The sequence below is a fragment of the Gaetbulibacter sp. M240 genome, from assembly GCF_043876815.1.
Classification (GTDB): domain Bacteria; phylum Bacteroidota; class Bacteroidia; order Flavobacteriales; family Flavobacteriaceae; genus Gaetbulibacter_A.
Map to the genome: position 1 here is coordinate 365,299 of NZ_JBAWKA010000004.1, position 17,860 is coordinate 383,158.

The following is a 17,860-nucleotide window of genomic DNA, read 5'->3' on the forward strand; positions in this document are numbered from 1 at the left end:
GCGTAATATAAAATCCTATGATTATGAAAAGATTATTACTCGTATTTGCAAGTTTGTTAATAGGGTTAGCAACGGCGTCGGCAACATCTGCAGACACTAAAAACCCTCAAGAACGTTTCGATAGAAACAAAAAATTGCGTTTTACACAGCCTATTAATTTTGTAGAGCGTGGTGTAGAATTTTTAATCTTCCCTGATGGAAGTTTCGATTTCAACACCAATATGTATAATGTACAAAACAGAAACACATATTATGGCGCCAATGCGCGTAGAAGTAGCATCGATGTAGGTTACAGAAGTCCAAATGTTTCTGTTAATTATTCCTCTAACAGGAATTCGAACACCCTTGGTGTGTCTGTCATTAGAGATTTTAACGGCAAGGTAAGACGTGTTGGAAATGTGTATTTAAACTACGATCGCCAAGGTCGTATCTCTAGGGTTGGATCCGTTTTTATAGATTACAACCGAGGAAATGGCTGGCTAAGAAATGTAGGTGGGTTACAGATTAACTATAACCGTTGGGGTGAAATTGTTTCGCTACGCGGACAAGTAAATCATTTAAATCAAAATTGTAATACCTGTGGCATGCTAGGTTGTGACGATGACCATGGAAATAGATATGACAATCATTACGGACATAACAATGATGATAGAGATTACGATAGACGTGATGATGATTATTATTACTTCAAACAAAATGGAGCCGTTAAAAAACGGAAAAAACGATAAGCTAAAAATTCGATTAGTTATTAGTTAAAAAGGAAAAGCCTCAACGTGGTAAAACCGTTGGGGTTTTTCAATTTACCCCATATGAAATTTGATAAATAAAATTATTTTTTCAGTGTTTATAGGGGTTTATAGCGGATTAATGATTTTTGGCACGCTGTTTGAAACATTATAAATGAATCACTTTTAAAACAGAAAATTATGAAACGATTTATTTTTTTATTAGCAGCAACGATCCTGATAGGATCTCCTGCTTTCGCAGAAAGCAACAACAATAACGCTACAACATCTACTATTTACAATGGATATAGTAGATCAATTATCTTTTCGGAGGATAATATTGAATTTTCTGTTTTTCCTGATGGTCAATTCGATTTTTATATTCCTAATTATGGCCCGCGGGTTAGTGTTTCGGTAGGATCACCAAACGCCAATTTTAGTTTTAACTCCGGTTATGATTATAATGCTTATGTGCAATATGATGAATTTGGGGCTATTATTCAAATAGAGAACACCCCTATTTATTATGATTACTATGGGCGTGTAAATCAAATTGGAAATATTATTATTAATTATAACAATTTTGGTTACGTCTCTAGTGTAGGAGGTTTGTTTGTGTATTATAATAATGCGCGTCAGTTTTCAAATTTCAGAGGTTTTATAAATGTTTATAACAGAAATTATGTGTTCCGTCCGTGGCATCGTTATTTTAGTATTCCACCAAGAAATTATTGTGTGGTATATGATAGACCCTACAGACGCTTTTACACCCCGGTGCGTTATGTGTATTCAAGACCATTCTATAACAATCACAGGCCTTATTCAGCGGTTTATAGCCGACGTGGCAATACTATTAACAGATATAGAAATAACGCCACAGTATTTAGAAGCCCAAAAAATGTTACACGAGTAAATACACGTGCTAACAGACGTTCAATCGCGAACAACAATAACGGGTCTAATAGATACAATAATGGAAATAATGGAAACAGATCCAATAGATATAATGGAAACAATGGTAACCGTGGAGAAAGATCTAACGGGTATAACGGTAACAATGGAAATCGTGGAGAAAGATCAAACAGATACAACGGTAACAATGCAAACCGCGGAGAAAGACCTGTTATAGGCAACAATAGAGGTTCTAATTCAAGAGCAAATAATGGAGAAGCCCGGAGAACACAACCATTAAATAACAGAAGTTATAATACTCCTAATCGAGGTGATTCAAATAACTCGAATACCAGAGCTACGCGTCCACAGGTGAACAGAAACAGTACACCATCGCGTCAAAATAACTCGAATTACAGGAATCAAGGTTCTCAAAGAAATAATCCGGTGGTACGACAACCAAATCGAAGTTCAAACCGTACATATAATAAAGGGAATCAGGCTCCTAGCAGAAATTCAGCACAAGCTGAAGTAAGACCAGAGCGTCAACAACGCTCAAGCTCGAAAGCCAATACCCCATCGCCGGGATCAGATAGATCAAAGGCTCAGACTCAAAGAAGTCAGAACTCTATAAATAATTCAAGGTCAGCGAACCCACGACGCAGATCATAATAATTTTGGTTGGTTAGTTTGGAAAGCCCTTCGGTAAGTTTGCCTCAAAGCAAATCCGAGGGGTTTTCTCTTTAATAAAGAGTTGCGTTATTTTATTTTGAAGGTCTTATTAATTAAATCTGTAATATCTGTTGAAAAATTAAATAAATAGACCACCGCGCTGTAAACCAATACAATTAAAGTCGATTTCAGACCAATATTAATAATGGGATGAAAGGAAAAATCCCAGAAATAAAATACCAATAGGAAAACAAGAAGAAAACCCGCGGTTTTTACCGTGTTTATTGTAAAGGGTATTATTTTTAACTTTTTGTAAACGAAAAACAGTTTTCCCGAATTATAAAGGACGATCGCAATGAAAGTCGCTACAGCTGCCCCATTTATACCATAAACAGGAATAAGTAAACGATTAAGAACAATCATAATTACCACCAGAAAAACACCCAGAATAAGTACGATCCTGTAGTAATCACTGTTAAATAAAATGGCATTATTACTTCCTAAAAGCGCATCATACAGTTTAGCAATACTAATTAATAACACTACAAAAAGACCAGTTCGATACGCCGGGTCTATTAAATAATAAAGCTGATTAATATTTAATACTATAAGTAAGAATACCAAGCCGCCAACTATAAAAAGGTTTATTGAACTTCGCTTATACAAGTCATTTAAGGCCGGAAAGTCTTTAGCATTCAAATACTTTGCCGATAAAGGCATTAAAATCTGATGCATGGCACGCTGCGGTACAGCGATAACAGCCGTTATAAATACGGCCACATTGTAATAAGCGATATATTTAAGATCCGGTAAATATTTCCCTAGCATTACTTTATCAATATCCAATAATATGGTGGCAACAGAGCCGGCTAAAATGATGAGAAAAGCATATTTTAAAATCCGATTGAGGTGATTTACTCTCTTCAGATAAAAAACAGGTAAGGTAATAGAGAATGCAAACAAACACATAACCACCATACGAAGAACATACACAATAACAAGGCCCCACATAAACGCTGATAAGCTCAGCCAATTAAAGTATAAAGCAACCAAGAGAAGCATCGCACCTACTCTATGAAATACCTCTTTCATAAAATTCCCAAATACGGTACGCATATGCACTTTTGCCCAGGCAAAAAATACTTCAAAATAAGCGAGAGCAATGGCAATAATGATGGTATGCCATAAATAGAATTTTATAATCGTGTTTCGCTCAGCCAAAAATTGAGCTATGGTATCATGAGCTAAATAGGTAAAAATAACAATAGGTATAATAAACACAAAGGGTAGAAATAACATAAGTGTTAAAAAACTGTGCAGTGTTACTCTACTTTTAAAAGAGGAATAAAACTTAATGAGTGTATTTGGCACTCCAAATGCCATAAGCGGCATAATTACCGACGCCAGTGATAGCATAAAACCCACCATGCCAAAATACTCATCAGTTAAAAAATTAGTGTATAGGAATAATGTGTTAATAGCTCCAATAAAAAAACCGATATAGGTCGAAATGATATTTTTAAATGATTGCGAAGCTACAAGTCCCATTTATAACAATTTTGATAATGATTCTGTTAGAGCTTTTCTATGATATTTTTGTACGCCTATTGGTTGCATCTTTAGATCATCGGTCTTATATGACTTATAATGCCTTAATATAGTCGATTTTAAAGCATTATGAGCTTCATAATAGAAGTAATTTCCGGTATTAGTTTCGGTAATGATACGTTCAACATCCGAACCTTTGGGTCCCAAAGCCAGTATAGGTCTGTTAGAAACCATATATTCAAAAAGTTTTCCTGGTATTATGCATTTTGTAGCCTCAGAATCAATTTCAATAAGTAATAAGATTTGAGATTCTTTTTGAATTTTAATAGCTTCATTATGGGACTTATAACCTACTTCATTTACATAATCACTTAACTTATTATCGTGGATCGATTTTAATACTTGATCACTCACGGCGCCAACAAATTTCAATTCCAGATCTTTAGCAAATTCAGTATTTTCATCAACTAATTCAGACAAGACCTTCCATAATATTTCAGGATTTCGTTTAGATAATAACGACCCTATATGCGCTAGAGAAAATTTAGAATCCAATGAAAAGTCCGAAACACGTTCATCATCAAAGCCGTTTGTTATGACTTCTACTGGTTTCGAAGTGATCAATTTGAATTCAGATTTGGTCACCTGACTTGTCACTATTATTTTATCTGCTCCTGTTAAGACTTCCGATTCCAGTTTCTTATGTTTTTTTTCTGCCCGCTTGGTTAATCGCAATTGTTTATGGTACCCAATGGTGGTCCATGGGTCTCTAAAATCAGCGATCCATTTTATATTTAATTTTTGTTTTAAATCTAAGCCAATAAGATGCAAACTGTGTGGCGGACCTGTAGTAATAAGAGTATCAATACCGTGGTTTTCGAGATAATCATAAATGTATTTTACAGATGGTTTTACCCAATATCTGCGGGCATCAGGAATAAAAAAATTACCTCGGATAAATAATAGTAGTTTCTCTATAAAAGATTGGTTTGTGGTATCTGAAATGATTCCTTTGCTAATGGTTTTGGATGTTCTTCTTGAAAATAGACCAGCCAAATTATAAGGTTCTCGAATGGGTTGCTTTAATATAGTAATAGACTCTGAAACCTCTGAATTTAAACTCAAATCTTGCAATGGGTAATGCGGGTTCTCAGGAATATAAACCACCGGTTCTATGTCGAATTCCGGGAGGTATTTTACAAATTTCAACCAACGCTGAACCCCGGGTCCGCCAGCTGGAGGCCAGTAATAGGTGATTATGAGTACTTTCTTTTTCATTTACCTATTGGACAACACATTGGTTTATAGTCGCTTTTTGAGCGCGTATGCCAAGCCTCCTATTAAGAGCAAGCCGAGCAAAATTGAACTCGCTAGAGCAATGTTACTTCCAGTTTTAACAATTTCAGGGTCAAATTTAAATACGATCTCGTGCCTTCCGGCTGGAACATACATGCCACGTAGGGTATAATTGACGCGTACGTGAGGCACTTGCTTTCCATCCAAATAGGCTTTCCAGCCATGACTGTAATATACTTCTGAAAAAACCACAAAACCATCTTGATCGTTAGTTGTTGTGTACTTTAAATAATTTGGATCGTGTTTTTTAATTTGAATTGATGCTGTTGAATCTACAGAAAAGCTGCCGGTTGCCTCAGATTTAAAGTAGGTTTTAATATCCTTATGATTGATTACGGCTACATGTTTGTTATCCAGGCTATCTAGGGCTTTAATGGCCTCGTTTTCAGACTTAACTTCTTTTAGTCGCTCTATGAACCAGGCGCTTCCATTAGCTTCTTCGTTAGTAAATGTAAATACTCCACCCTCCTCATTTGGAGCAATAATATATTTAGTATTTAACATATTCAGTACATTCAGATTATTCTTAGAGATGTACCAATTAAAAAGGTCGTTATAACGTCTTAATTTTGCCGCATGATAACCATTCAACGAATTGTGAAAATACGATGGTTTAGTTGAGTTCGTTGTAAGATCATAGACCCTGTAATAGCCGGTGTCCTGCATAATCTGTTTATCAGCCTCATTGGCTTGAAACGGTTTATTCACCTGCACGGCAGATACGAAATCGTCGTTATTAACATAACGTTTATCAACACCAACCAAATCAAATAAAATTAGAACAGCAAAACCTACCATAGCCCAGTGGCCTTTCAACTTCTGTTTTAAATAGCCATATACTAGACCAGCGGCTATTAACACTAAAGCCAGACTCCTCAGGGTGTCTTGCGTAAACAATGATTTTCGATCGGCCTTTAAGGCATCTACAAAGGCTTGCCCATAACTTTGCCTGTATAAAGCATCATTACCACCCGAAAAATCGAAAAACGCACCTTTGAACAACAAGAAAATTAAAGCAAGTCCACCAGTAATCAATGTAGTTAATTTTAAGGCATGCCACTTCTGATCTGAATTTATCTTGTTACTGAATAATTTTACCAGACCAAAGATGGCTAGAGCAGGAATACATAGTTCTAAAATGACTTGAATCGAGGTGACTGCCCGGAACTTATTATACAGTGGCATGGAGGATATAAAGAAATTTGTAATAGGATTACTGTCCGGGTTCGGATCAGAAACAAAAAACCAGTTTTTTCCTAGAGATAGAATCCAAGCAAAAAGTGTACCGCCTACAAGCCACCATTTTAAACGTCCTTTAACAAGAAATAAGGCGAACACAAATAGGAATATTACCACCGCGCCAACGTAGGCCGGTGCTTCTACAATGGGCTGATCACCCCAGTACATAGGAGCCCTTTGCGATTCCTGAGCAGCCTGAGAAGGCGTTGCTCCTAAAGTTCTATAGGCTTTATAGGTTTCAGAATCCTTGCCAACATCCTCACTGTTCCCACCCCCCATGAAGCGTGGAATGAACAAATTAAACGATTCCCAAAAACCATAGCTATATTCTGTAATATAATCTTGATCCAGACCCGAAGTTACCTCCTTTTTAGAACCATCGGGATTCATTGTAAGTTCAGTATTTCCACGTGTGCTTTCTTTTACATACTCTTGAGTAGCTAAAATATTAGTAGCGTTTAAAGCCACTGCCAAAAGCACTGCTCCCGCTAAAAGCGCAACAGACTTAAAATAATGTGCTAGGACCTGCTTTTTAAAAGCATCAATCAAATAGGCAATCCCGAGTATTATAACTAAAAACATTAAATAGTAGGTCATTTGAAAATGGTTTGCCACAATTTCCAGACCCATCGCTACCGCAGTCAGTAAAAACCCAAGAAAATATTTTTTCTGAAAGGTAAGTATGATACCACTCAGTACAAGTGGCATATAGGCTATAGCATGAGCCTTGCTATTATGCCCCACACCGAGAATTATAATTAAATAAGTTGAAAAGCCAAAGGCTAATGCCCCTATAGCAGCCAATTTAAAATCGACCTTAAGAACCAATAACAAAATATAAAATCCTAAAAAGTATAGAAACAAATAATCTGCCGGTCGTGGCAAGAACCGGAGCGTCAAATCGAGTTTTTTAATATAGTTATGAGGGTATTTAGCACCAAGTTGGTAGGTTGGCATACCACCAAATGCTGCATTGGTCCAATAAGTTTCTTCTCCCGTTTGAGCTTTAAAGTCTTTTTGTTGTTTGCTCATTCCAATATACTGCATGATATCGCTTTGGAAAAGCGCTTTACCTTGAAGCACAGGACTAAAATAGGCTAAAGCTAAAACAACAAACCCCAGCATAACTAAGCCATGCGGGATAATTTTTTTAATTGAAAATGGCATGAAATTTATTTAAAATCAACTGCCGTGAATTTACTTATAATTTTTTAAACAGTTGAAGAATCGAAGCACAAATAACCGGGACCTAAAATTTAAGATGTAAACTTCTGAAACTGAAATCGTATTCATAAAAAAAGTGCACTCAAACGAATGCACTTAATAATTAGTTAGTCTAGTATATATAAATTCTTTATTGACCTAAAGCGATAGTGGTTACCGTAGTATTACTATTTAAACGAATATCTTCTTCAGCTACAAGCATACCATCCTTTTCATTTAGTCTCAACATGCTTTGAGCTACTTTTGATCTACAAGATAAAGTGAGATCAGCGATAAGCGGATCATCGTCAAAAAAGAAAGGGTTTAAAGCGTATTCTTTTTTGCCTGGTTCTTTAACCACGCGCTGAATTTGCTTTAATTCTTTTGTGTGGTAATATTTTCCGGGCATAAATGTATAAATGGTGTATTTACCGTCTTTATCTGTTTTTACCCAGGCACTATGCTTCACATAACGTTTTCCTTGGTCATCTCGCTTCATTTTGAAATTCCCTTTTTCGTTAGTTTGATACACGTAAAGAATAACACCTTCTGCAGGAGTTACACCATCATTTTTATAGATAGTACCGGTAATTTTAATTTTTTCAGCTTTTGAAGCGTAATCTGGAACTGTGTCTACGCTATTTAAGTTTACTTCTGTGTAGTCGTAAATTGAAGATAATTCTTGTGCATTTGCACTCATAAACATAACACTGGCTAAGGCAATGTAAAAAAGATTTGGTAGCTTATTCATGGATCAATAATTTTTAATAGGTTAATTAAATCTTGTCCTGTGGGTCAAAGCTATGAAACAGAGCGTGTTTTGAAAGAAAATATTCGTTTGATGTCTCAATATTTTCGTTAAACAGTTAAGAAGTCTGATTTTGTCGGTAAAAGCATGCTTCTAAAAAGAACGATTTAAAAAATGTTGTAAGTGCTTGTTTTTAATATACTTAAATTTAAAAAGGTAATTTTATTGAGCTTATTCTACCGTTTTTATCGGTTGAACGGTTTGTCGTATTTTTTTGTACTTATTGTATTGTATTCTTGTTAACAAATCCTTCATTTCCAAAGACTCTTTTACCATAAGCTGCGTGAGTTTATCCAAGGCTTCTTTTCCTTGATAGGTTTCAATAACCTCCTTACGAAGTGTCAGGTAATCTCCAACCTTATCTTCAAATATAGGAAGCTGTGTCCCATCCAGTCCTAATTCGGCACTATAAATCTCAGTCAATCTTTCAGCTTCTGCACGGACTTCAGGTGTTTCAATCGTATTATCAGGGTATTGCGCTAAAACTATGTTGCATAATAATAAGGCACAAAATGTAATTATGGTTTTCATATCATTAAGGTTTTCTTTAAGTTAACAAAAAATCAAACACAAGTCAAATAACGATTTGAAAAATTAAATACACTTTTATTACTAAATTTCTAATTTTACTGATAATAAAGTGTTAAATTTTATTCTGCATAAAAAAAATGAAATATAATATGTAAATTGGTTGCATTATTTATAATAACTAACCACTAAAATAACGCTATGAATTCCTCAAAAATTAATAGACGTGATTGGCTTAAAAAAGGTGTTTTAACTATGGCCGGAATGGCGATGATACCTCAAGAATTTTGGGCAAAAACCGTCACTCAAGCACAATTAGAAAATCGTACATTTTTATTCAAAGGTTCCCACGAATTTAATGAGTTCACTCCTCCTGTTGGTTTCAATGAACCAAAAATCAAAGCAATTTTACGTGCTAATGAAAATCCTTACGGCCCACCACCCATGGCTGCACAAGCTTTTAGGGATGACGTTTTTTCAGGGAATCGTTATGCATGGCAAACCTTAAATAATCTGATTGATATTATTGCGGAAAAGGAAAATGTATCGAAAGACCAGATCATAATGGCACCCGGATCTTCAGATCTTCTTGAAAAAACTGCTATGGTGTTCTTTCAAAATGGGGGTAATGTAATTAGTGCCGACCCAAGTTATATGTCCTTAATGATCGTATCGCAGGCCGTAGGCGGGGAATGGAAATCTTATAAACTATTAGATGATTACCAACACGACCTTGACGCCATGGAGGCCGGTATTGATAACAATACAAAACTTGTTTATATCTGTAACCCTAATAATCCTTCAGGATCTGTAACCAATGCAGATCGCTTGAGAGATTTTTGTAGTCGTGTTTCAGAAAAAGTCCCTGTATTCGTTGATGAAGCTTACATAGAACTTTCAGACCATGGCATCAAAGACAGTATGGTTAGCTTGGTAAGTGAAGGTAAGAATGTAATGGTAGCTCGTACCTTTTCAAAAATTCACGGTATGGCCGGATTGCGAATTGGTTATTTGTTAGGTAAAAAGGAAACTTTAAACCGTATTAATGATATCACCAGAGGCGGCATGGGAATTACGGGCCCCTCCATAATGGCAGCGACAACAAGTTTGGGAGGTAAAGAGTTTTTGGATATGACCAAAACTAAAATAGCTGAAGCTCGTGCTTACACACAAGCCTATTTAGACCGAAATGAATATGACTATATTCCATCTCAAACCAATTTCATGATATTTCAAATTCCCATGGACGGCTCAGAGTTTCTTGAAAAAATATACAATAAGCAAGTTGCTGTTAGAGCGTTTAAATTCTGGGGTAAAAATTGGTGTAGGGTAAGTATAGGAACTATGGATGAAATGGTTATGTTCACCAGTGCCATGGATGAAATATTTGCTTAATGACGGATGGTTTAATAAAAGCGCTTTCTTTTATTTTATTTATAGTTATTGGCATCTTATTGAAGCGAAAATTCACTTCAAAAGATGAGGTTAATGGCTTAAAGAAGATTATCTTACTTCTAGCCTTACCAGCAACTATTTTTATCGCGCTCCTCAAGATCCAAATAAATCTGGGTTTATTTTTATTACCCTTTTTAGCACTCGGTTTTAATATTCTCCTTTATTTTATTACCCCGGGTCTGCTGTTATTACTTGGTATTCAAGACAAACCAACCGTTAATACGGCGAGGTTACTTATACCCTCCCTGGCTCCTGGCTTATCTTGTTTTCCATTTATCTTAGAATTTTTAGGACCGGATTACTTAGCCAAAGCAGCTATGGCAGATCTAGGGAATAAGTTTTTTGTACTTATTGTATTGTACCTGGTTGCATTGCGCTGGTATCTGAATAATCAAAGTATTCCTAAGGAATCCACAAAAAATAAGCTTGTAAGTCTGATTAAAACCCTCCTTTTCGAGCCTATTAATGCTTTTATAATTGTCGCTCTAATCCTTTTGACTTTTGGGTTTAACAATACCAATCTCCCTATCGTTTTACAGGAGATTCTAAACCGACTGAGTGTGATCATGGCGCCATTGGTTCTTATTTTTATAGGTTTGTCAGTACGTATTCAAAAAACAGAATTTCTTCAAATATTTTCTTTACTATCCCTACGTGCCGCATTGACCATATTTATTATTGGTAGTTTATCCTATTTCTTTAAAGTTGGTGTTGAAAATGATATTTTACTTTATCTTGTTTTCGGGTTAAGTGCTTGCAGCTTTTGGCCTTTTGCTCATATTTGTGGTGTTTCTGATAAAGAAATAGAAGTTCCTGAGGCCCGTAAAACCTTTAATATGGAATTCGCGCTAGCCATTTTAACCTTTTCACTACCATTCTCAGTGTTGTTGATTTTAGGAATCCTAACCGCGGGAGATACCTTTGCGCACTATAGCCATCAACTAAAATTGGCTAGCATATTATTCTTGTTAGGCATCGCTATACCCTTGTATAACTACATTAAGAAAGGTGCGCAGATTAAAGAACGTTACAAAGCGCAGGAAGACACTTGATTAATTATTTTAAGATAGAATCTATTTTTAGAATCCAATCGTCTATATCGGTTTCATTCGTATTGATAGCGAAACTACCATTTCCATAAGGTCCATAGATATCTTCATCTGTTACAGAAAAGAATCCTACGGTAGGGTTTAATGCAGCACTCGCCAAATGCATTACACCGTTATCAGCGGCTATAAATACAGTGGTATTTTTGATAATACTCGCCATTTCCCGAATATCCTTACTATAAAAATGAGGTGCTTTAAAGTTAATTTGAGATGTGTTTTCAATGGGCAACATCTCAATGATAGTATATCCCGGATACGCTGTTAGTAAACGCGAATAAAAAGTTTCCCACCAGGTTTCGGAGTAACATTTGTTTCCCGTAGCATTAGTATAGATACAAATAATTGGCTTTTCACTATTTACGAGATTTGATAAGATCATTTTTCCCTTTGAAATTTCTTCCTCCGTTAATTTAATATCTAAAACCGGAACTTCGGTTCGATCGATTGTGAAACCCCAGTTTTTTAAATGATAGCGTAAATTGTAAATAGGATATTTCGAAATATGTTTAAAATCAGGATATGTTTTTTCTACGGAAGGATGAATTTCACCGAATATTTTAATTTTTGAATTCGCTAGCTGGGTTAATAAATGTCCCGAAGAAGAATTTTTATCGGCATTAATAACCAGATCGTATGTTTTTTGATTGATCGAAAACCAGCATTTGAAATAGGTGATCAAATTACTAAATGGTTTACGAGGTAAAGGAATAATAGTTTTTACCGCTTTATAATTTTCAAATACCGGAAAAGCAACGCCACCCTTAACAAAAATATCGATGTTTGCATCGGGAAATAACACCGAAACCTCTTGAACTAAAGGCGTTAATAACAATTGATTACCCAAGCGATGATTTGGACGTATGATCAAGACGTTTTGAATATCTTTAGCGGAAAACTCACCTTTTTTAGGTTCTCGATATGACCGGCCAATACGCTTGGTAAGGCCTTGCATGATTTTTCTTCTAATTTTATTGATCTGTATTTTGAATGACATACAATCGAAATTAATTTAAGAGTATAGCTTCTAACGCCCAATACTGCGCGGTCTGAACTTTCGTTTCGAATTAATAAAATACACCCCTGTAAGCAAAATTATTGCTGCTATAATAGACTGTAAATTGATCGTTTCATCTAAAATCCACCAACCTAATATTAATGCTATTATAGGGTTTACGTAAGTGCTTGTACTTACTTTTTCCGGCGAAACCACTTTAAGCAAATAATTAAAAGAGGTGAACGCTACGATACTGCCAAAAACAATAAGAATTATGATAGACCAAATGACATCTGTACTCCAGTAAACAGGTGAAGTCCAGGGCTCTCCAAATGCTAAGCTTGCAATAACCAGCATCAAGCCTCCGAATAACATCTGGTAACCAGTATTTACAAAGTAATTTGAAGGTAAATTGGCTTTTCCAACGAATAAACTTCCGTAAGACCAACTAATCATACAAACGAAAATCATCGCTATACCCAACAATTGGTTTTCTTGACTAATGATTTGTTTCTGACTAACCAATAGATAAATTCCTATAAATCCTAAAACCACACCTACATAAGACATGGCTGAGATTTTTTTCCCTTGTAATATTCGCATCATGATAAGTACCACTAAAGGCTGTGCAGAAATTTCCAAAGCCGTAAAGCCACTATCAACATATTTTAGAGCCCAAACCACCACACCATTACCGAAGGTTAAAAACAAAAAACCTGCAATTATCGTATTTTTCACTTGCGCCGAGGTAATTGCAATACTAACCCCTAATAGTTTAGCAATAATAAAAATAATGACACCGGCACTTATAAAGCGAATTGAAGCTAATAAAAAAGGTGGCAACTCGGAAACGGCTATTTTATTTAGTAAATACGTAGAACCCCAGATGACATAAATAGCGAAAAACGCCAATACGATACTTAAGGTTTTGGAAGGTTTCGGCATTTGATATTTCTAAATTGTCGTTGTTTTTACCTGACTTTGTGGGCAAAGATACAGGATATTTAAGGGTTTTAAATCCAGAGAGATAAAATAATATTAAGTTTAATCCTCCGGCGGATAACCATGGATTTCTTCGAAAACCAAATCAAAATTTTGTCTTAAATAGGAATTTAATTTTTTTCGATAATCACCTTTCAGCCATTCCACAAAATTAAAGGTGCTTTTACTAATACATTTAGTGTATTTCCCAATCCTATGGTCAATATCGTCACCTAATTCCTTAGCCAAAGTAAGAGCATCATAAACATCTTCGCTGTTTTCAATACAAATTTTACCATGCTGTTCTATGGACCGCTCTAAAACCACCTTTGAGGACTCACCTGCTCTAACGGCATCAACATAACATTTTTGAATATCGAAATATACTTCTTCTGAATTAGAAAACCTCTCCCGCAATTCATCAGGCATTTCATACCTGAAATTACTTTCCAGTTCTTCATCACTTAATAAGGCATCGAGATAATAATTTGGAGATTTAAATATGCGTTGCCAATCCAGATTATCACCCCAGGGTCCAAAACGGTGGAAATTATTACCAAGGTCAATCACTTGGAAGGTCTTTTTATTTTCCAGAACACGTGATCCACGGCCAATCATTTGGTAATATAAGGTTAACGACTTAGTAGCACGATTCAGGATAATACTCTCTACGGTAGGTTCATCAAAACCGGTAGTTAAGATACTCACGGATGTTAAAATAGCATCCGGTGTTTTCTTAAACCACTTCAAGATCATCGCACGTTCCTTTTTGGTATTGGTATTATCCAAATGTGCAACAGGATAACCAGCACGCCTAAAAGTGTCATAGACATGTAACGACGTATTAATACCATTGTTAAAAATCAGGGTCTTCTTCCCTTTTGAACGCTCCTCATAGGCCTGTAATAATTTCGACAACATATCGGTAGCTGTGTAAAGATCCTCAGACGACTTTACCGTGTAGTCACCATTAGCTCCAACGACCAAAGATGTTAACCCCACATTATAGGAGAACATTTCCGCCCGTGCCAGAAAACCATTTTCAATTAACGATTCGATACTCTCACCTACAATAAGTTCATCATAATTATCTGTCATAGGTAATTCCATGCTGGAACTTAAAGGAGTTGCCGTAACACCAAGAATAAAGGATTGACTGAAAAACTTAAATAATTTGGTAAACGAATTGTAGTGAGCCTCATCAATAATAACAAGTCCGATATCCGAGATATCTAACTTATCATCATTTAAGCGGTTATTTAGGGTTTCTACCATCGCTACAAAACAACTGTATTCTCCCTGGTCACTTAGATCAGCTTTACTATCTACCACTTTGTTCACCACACCAAATTCGGTAAGCATATTTGAGGTTTGCTTACACAATTCAATACGGTGCGTCATGACCAAAACTTTCTTTTGGTGATGTTTTAGGTACTGCCTAACAATTTCAGAGAATATAACCGTTTTTCCACCGCCAGTGGGAAGTTGATACAAGAGATGATAATCGTCCGGCGATTCTTCAAAGCTTTTAAAAATCTTGTTAATAGCGCCTTTTTGATAACTATATAACTTTTTTCCTTCTTTGCGATCTTCGAGTTCTAGAGTAGAAATTTTGGACATGCTTTTGTTTTTCAGATTTGCAAAAATAACACCTTTAAAGGGTTTTTGACGATTTTTTTGCTGGAAAATTTTGATAAAAAACCTTTAAGCCTAGAAAAATCCACACTCCGTGAGTAGAAACAGAAATTAAATAATGAAATTTATTCTTTGGTTATAATGATGGTAGCCTTAACATCTTGAGAAAGAGCCCACATATCTGAGGCTAAAACATTTCCATCCTCGTCTATAATTTGAAAGTGAGCGGTGTTTGGCACCAGATAGCCTTCATTTATGGCTAAAAAATCAAAAACATTCTGCCCTTCCTTAAGGTCTATTTCAAAACCACCAAAGGCATTGGCCAATAATACCCTGTATTGCAAAACATTATTATTGATAAAAACCCGGATGAGATCACCATCTTGCTCTCCATAATCCCTATATCTTACCCGAACTTTTTTTGATTTCGTTTTTATTTCTCCAAAAAATTGATCTGTTTTACTTCCCTTAGTTCCTAGATTCAATTCTCGCTTTATATCGTTACTCTTATTTTGAAATCGCTTATCAAATAATTCACCCGGATTGCCAAATTGTTCTTGCGGAAGCATGGAAAAGGATTTCTGAGGCATCTCGAATTTTGGAAGGACACTCGGTACATTCATGCCATTAAGACCACTATTATCCTTTTTCTCAGGAATAATTGGTTTAACTACAATCACATCAGAAGAATCTTTTTTGCTTTCAATAGCTGGAATAGTTTTGCTTTTGTTTTGGTTTTCAATCTGAGCAAAACTTTTCGCTACAAAAAGTATTACAAGTATTAGCGGTAAAACTGATTTCATAATTGAAGCATGCACTTTTTAAAGTTCAAATATATTTATTAAAGCATCAATATTTAAAATACGAGCTCATTTTTAATAATAAAATAACAAAAACCATTCCCAAGAGTATTTTTGACATGTTTTTCTACTCCTATCATAATTTTTAATGGTGCACCTCTACTCTTTTTTAGTTAAAAATGTGTTAAATACTACTTTGTAATACATAGTACTGTAACAAAATTATTTTTTAGTCGTCTATCTAGTATAAAACAATCAAAAAACAACAGAAATCATGAGAACTTTACACAACAATCAGATAAGTGAAACATTTAAAAATACTAAATCTTATCAATGGAACACAAAAAGACGTTACAGATAATAACGCTTAAACAAATAAATTCATCATCAACAAACAACAGAAACCATGAGAACTTTACACAGCAATCATATTAGTGAAACCTTTAAAACATCAAAGGCTTATCAATGGAACACAAAAAGACGTTACAGATAAGTGACACTTAAACAAACAAATTCATCATCAAAAAACAACAGAAATAATGAGAACACTTCACAATAATCAGTTAAGTGAAACCTTTAAAGCTTCAAAGGCTTACCAATGGAACAACAAAAGACGTTACAGATAAACAAGTAATCAGCTAAAAAAGCTTTAAAACTGAACATCCAAAGACGTCATCTAAAAAATGGCGTCTTTTTTTTTCAAACCAAACACAATTTAAAAATTTAAATAATGAAACCATTTAAAACCATATTAAGACGTAGCGATACTATCTTTGGTGAGAACCTGTTTTTAACACGTAGGATCTTAACAAATAATTATTTCCAAGCAACAACCTGGAAAGGTGTAAAACGCTATGCCCATTAACTAAAAATGATGTATGGTACTGTTTTTGTGACTCTTAGAAAAAACATTAAAACAAATCTAATGAGACATTCAAAACTTGTACCCTCCGTTAATGCAGGCTCCATGGCCGACATCGCTTTTTTATTACTTATCTTCTTTCTGGTAACTGCAACGATTTCATCAGATCAAGGTATTAACCGAATGCTCCCTGCAGTTTGTCCTACAGGAGATTGTGGCGGTATTGTCGCAGAGCGAAATATACTTTTAATTAATATAAACAACGATAATGAAATCATGGTAAATAAAGACCTTATTCAGCTAGAAGAGTTAAAGGAGAAGGTGAAATTATTTGTTGATAATAATGGCGACAACAGTTGTTCCTATTGCTATGGAACGAAGAACAAAGATCTTTCGGTAAATCCACAAAAGGCAGTTATTTCTTTACAGTTTGGTAAAAAAACAGACTACAAAACCTTTATTCATGTCCAAAATGAAATGTCCAAGGCTTTTTATGAATTACGCTCACTATACAGCTCTAAGATTTTAAATAAATCTATCGACCAGCTTTCGAATGCAGAACAGGAAATCGTAAAAAAAGCCTATCCCTTTGTCATTTCTGAAGCGAATACCTTGTGAAAATCTTATATGGTTTATAGGGTGTCTTTAATAATTCCGTAAGTCATGCAAACACGTTTTTTACCCCAGTTTCTAGCAGAGTCCAGATCTACACCCATAAAGATATCGATGCGTTTTTTCCAACGATAATGCATTTTATCTTTCACCCAATAAATGCCTTCAAGACCTTCAATTTTCACCGGAGTATTATGTCCTAATCCCATTTTTAACAGATCGCGAGATACAGCAATATACCGACCATTAGAATCCAAACTATCCCCAAATGCGGTGATTCGAGGATTTTTATCCGTTTGATTGGCTAGGGCATTGTAAGCCGTCGCCGTTACCTCCAAACTTTCCCAACGATAATCATCCTCAAATGATTTTGATGATTCTTTACAGTTAAAAAATACCATCAAAAAGAGAATTGGAAAAAATTTTAAAACAGAAAACATGA

General features: G+C 35.2%; 16 protein-coding genes. 6 read left to right on the top strand and 10 right to left on the bottom strand.

Annotated features, from left to right (window positions below; translation table 11 throughout):
* Positions 1–23 precede the first annotated feature (23 nt).
* Positions 24–728, top strand: coding sequence for a hypothetical protein (locus V8G61_RS12880; protein WP_394876231.1), 705 nt, complete (start codon positions 24–26; stop codon positions 726–728).
* Positions 729–926: 198 nt separating this feature from the next.
* A complete protein-coding gene (locus V8G61_RS12885; RefSeq protein WP_394876233.1) occupies positions 927–2,288 on the top strand; it encodes a hypothetical protein in 1,362 nt (453 codons plus the stop codon).
* An 87-nt stretch (positions 2,289–2,375) separates the two neighbouring features.
* Here the strand turns inward: V8G61_RS12885 and V8G61_RS12890 are convergent, their stop codons facing one another.
* The 5 genes from V8G61_RS12890 to V8G61_RS12910 all read right to left on the bottom strand — a co-directional run bounded on the left by V8G61_RS12890 (position 2,376) and on the right by V8G61_RS12910 (position 8,973).
* On the bottom strand, positions 2,376–3,836 hold the full coding sequence (locus V8G61_RS12890; RefSeq protein WP_394876234.1) for a lipopolysaccharide biosynthesis protein: 1,461 nt from the start codon (positions 3,834–3,836) through the stop codon (positions 2,376–2,378).
* A complete protein-coding gene (locus V8G61_RS12895) occupies positions 3,837–5,114 on the bottom strand; it encodes a glycosyltransferase family 4 protein (protein ID WP_394876236.1) in 1,278 nt (425 codons plus the stop codon).
* A gap of 24 nt (positions 5,115–5,138) precedes the next feature.
* Complete coding sequence (locus V8G61_RS12900) at positions 5,139–7,598, bottom strand: YfhO family protein (RefSeq protein WP_394876238.1); 2,460 nt, start codon at positions 7,596–7,598, stop codon at positions 5,139–5,141.
* 187 nt (positions 7,599–7,785) lie between these two features.
* Positions 7,786–8,385 (bottom strand): hypothetical protein, encoded by a 600-nt coding sequence (locus tag V8G61_RS12905; protein WP_394876239.1) that lies wholly within the window; start codon positions 8,383–8,385, stop codon positions 7,786–7,788.
* 228 nt (positions 8,386–8,613) lie between these two features.
* Complete coding sequence (locus V8G61_RS12910; RefSeq protein WP_394876240.1) at positions 8,614–8,973, bottom strand: hypothetical protein; 360 nt, start codon at positions 8,971–8,973, stop codon at positions 8,614–8,616.
* Between the two features lie 198 nt (positions 8,974–9,171).
* Between V8G61_RS12910 and V8G61_RS12915 the strand changes: the two genes are divergently transcribed.
* The gene (locus V8G61_RS12915; RefSeq protein ID WP_394876242.1) at positions 9,172–10,365 is read left to right on the top strand and encodes a pyridoxal phosphate-dependent aminotransferase; all 1,194 of its coding nucleotides are present in this window, start codon (positions 9,172–9,174) and stop codon (positions 10,363–10,365) included.
* Positions 10,365–11,477 (top strand): permease, encoded by a 1,113-nt coding sequence (locus tag V8G61_RS12920; RefSeq protein WP_394876244.1) that lies wholly within the window; start codon positions 10,365–10,367, stop codon positions 11,475–11,477. Before V8G61_RS12915 ends, V8G61_RS12920 begins: the two co-directional genes overlap by 1 nt.
* A 4-nt stretch (positions 11,478–11,481) precedes the next feature.
* On the opposite strand, the gene V8G61_RS12925 is transcribed toward V8G61_RS12920, so the two are convergent.
* The 4 genes from V8G61_RS12925 to V8G61_RS12940 form a co-directional block, all read right to left on the bottom strand.
* Entirely contained in the window at positions 11,482–12,528 is a 1,047-nt protein-coding gene (locus V8G61_RS12925) for a glycosyltransferase family 9 protein (RefSeq protein WP_394876245.1), read from the bottom strand.
* Between the two features lie 30 nt (positions 12,529–12,558).
* Complete coding sequence (locus tag V8G61_RS12930; RefSeq protein WP_394876246.1) at positions 12,559–13,473, bottom strand: EamA family transporter; 915 nt, start codon at positions 13,471–13,473, stop codon at positions 12,559–12,561.
* Positions 13,474–13,572: 99 nt separating this feature from the next.
* A complete protein-coding gene (locus V8G61_RS12935) occupies positions 13,573–15,129 on the bottom strand; it encodes a DEAD/DEAH box helicase (protein WP_394876248.1) in 1,557 nt (518 codons plus the stop codon).
* A gap of 140 nt (positions 15,130–15,269) precedes the next feature.
* Complete coding sequence (locus tag V8G61_RS12940; RefSeq protein WP_394876249.1) at positions 15,270–15,947, bottom strand: hypothetical protein; 678 nt, start codon at positions 15,945–15,947, stop codon at positions 15,270–15,272.
* A gap of 727 nt (positions 15,948–16,674) precedes the next feature.
* Between V8G61_RS12940 and V8G61_RS12945 the strand changes: the two genes are divergently transcribed.
* Complete coding sequence (locus V8G61_RS12945) at positions 16,675–16,809, top strand: hypothetical protein (RefSeq protein WP_394876251.1); 135 nt, start codon at positions 16,675–16,677, stop codon at positions 16,807–16,809.
* Between the two features lie 60 nt (positions 16,810–16,869).
* Positions 16,870–17,424, top strand: a complete 555-nt coding sequence (locus V8G61_RS12950) for an ExbD/TolR family protein (RefSeq protein WP_394876253.1) — start codon at positions 16,870–16,872, stop codon at positions 17,422–17,424.
* A 14-nt stretch (positions 17,425–17,438) separates the two neighbouring features.
* On the opposite strand, the gene V8G61_RS12955 is transcribed toward V8G61_RS12950, so the two are convergent.
* Complete coding sequence (locus V8G61_RS12955; RefSeq protein ID WP_394876255.1) at positions 17,439–17,819, bottom strand: 3D domain-containing protein; 381 nt, start codon at positions 17,817–17,819, stop codon at positions 17,439–17,441.
* Positions 17,820–17,860 lie beyond the last annotated feature (41 nt).

Coding starts and splice junctions, on each gene's coding strand:
- V8G61_RS12895 (WP_394876236.1), bottom strand. CDS start 5,114: ATGAAAAAGAAAGTACTCATAATCACCTATTACTGGCCTCCAGCTGGC.
- V8G61_RS12935 (WP_394876248.1), bottom strand. CDS start 15,129: ATGTCCAAAATTTCTACTCTAGAACTCGAAGATCGCAAAGAAGGAAAA.
- V8G61_RS12955 (WP_394876255.1), bottom strand. CDS start 17,819: ATGGTATTTTTTAACTGTAAAGAATCATCAAAATCATTTGAGGATGAT.
- V8G61_RS12890 (WP_394876234.1), bottom strand. CDS start 3,836: ATGGGACTTGTAGCTTCGCAATCATTTAAAAATATCATTTCGACCTAT.
- V8G61_RS12925 (WP_394876245.1), bottom strand. CDS start 12,528: ATGTCATTCAAAATACAGATCAATAAAATTAGAAGAAAAATCATGCAA.
- V8G61_RS12910 (WP_394876240.1), bottom strand. CDS start 8,973: ATGAAAACCATAATTACATTTTGTGCCTTATTATTATGCAACATAGTT.
- V8G61_RS12940 (WP_394876249.1), bottom strand. CDS start 15,947: ATGAAATCAGTTTTACCGCTAATACTTGTAATACTTTTTGTAGCGAAA.
- V8G61_RS12900 (WP_394876238.1), bottom strand. CDS start 7,598: ATGCCATTTTCAATTAAAAAAATTATCCCGCATGGCTTAGTTATGCTG.
- V8G61_RS12885 (WP_394876233.1), top strand. CDS start 927: ATGAAACGATTTATTTTTTTATTAGCAGCAACGATCCTGATAGGATCT.
- V8G61_RS12930 (WP_394876246.1), bottom strand. CDS start 13,473: ATGCCGAAACCTTCCAAAACCTTAAGTATCGTATTGGCGTTTTTCGCT.
- V8G61_RS12945 (WP_394876251.1), top strand. CDS start 16,675: ATGAAACCATTTAAAACCATATTAAGACGTAGCGATACTATCTTTGGT.
- V8G61_RS12880 (WP_394876231.1), top strand. CDS start 24: ATGAAAAGATTATTACTCGTATTTGCAAGTTTGTTAATAGGGTTAGCA.
- V8G61_RS12920 (WP_394876244.1), top strand. CDS start 10,365: ATGACGGATGGTTTAATAAAAGCGCTTTCTTTTATTTTATTTATAGTT.
- V8G61_RS12950 (WP_394876253.1), top strand. CDS start 16,870: ATGAGACATTCAAAACTTGTACCCTCCGTTAATGCAGGCTCCATGGCC.
- V8G61_RS12905 (WP_394876239.1), bottom strand. CDS start 8,385: ATGAATAAGCTACCAAATCTTTTTTACATTGCCTTAGCCAGTGTTATG.
- V8G61_RS12915 (WP_394876242.1), top strand. CDS start 9,172: ATGAATTCCTCAAAAATTAATAGACGTGATTGGCTTAAAAAAGGTGTT.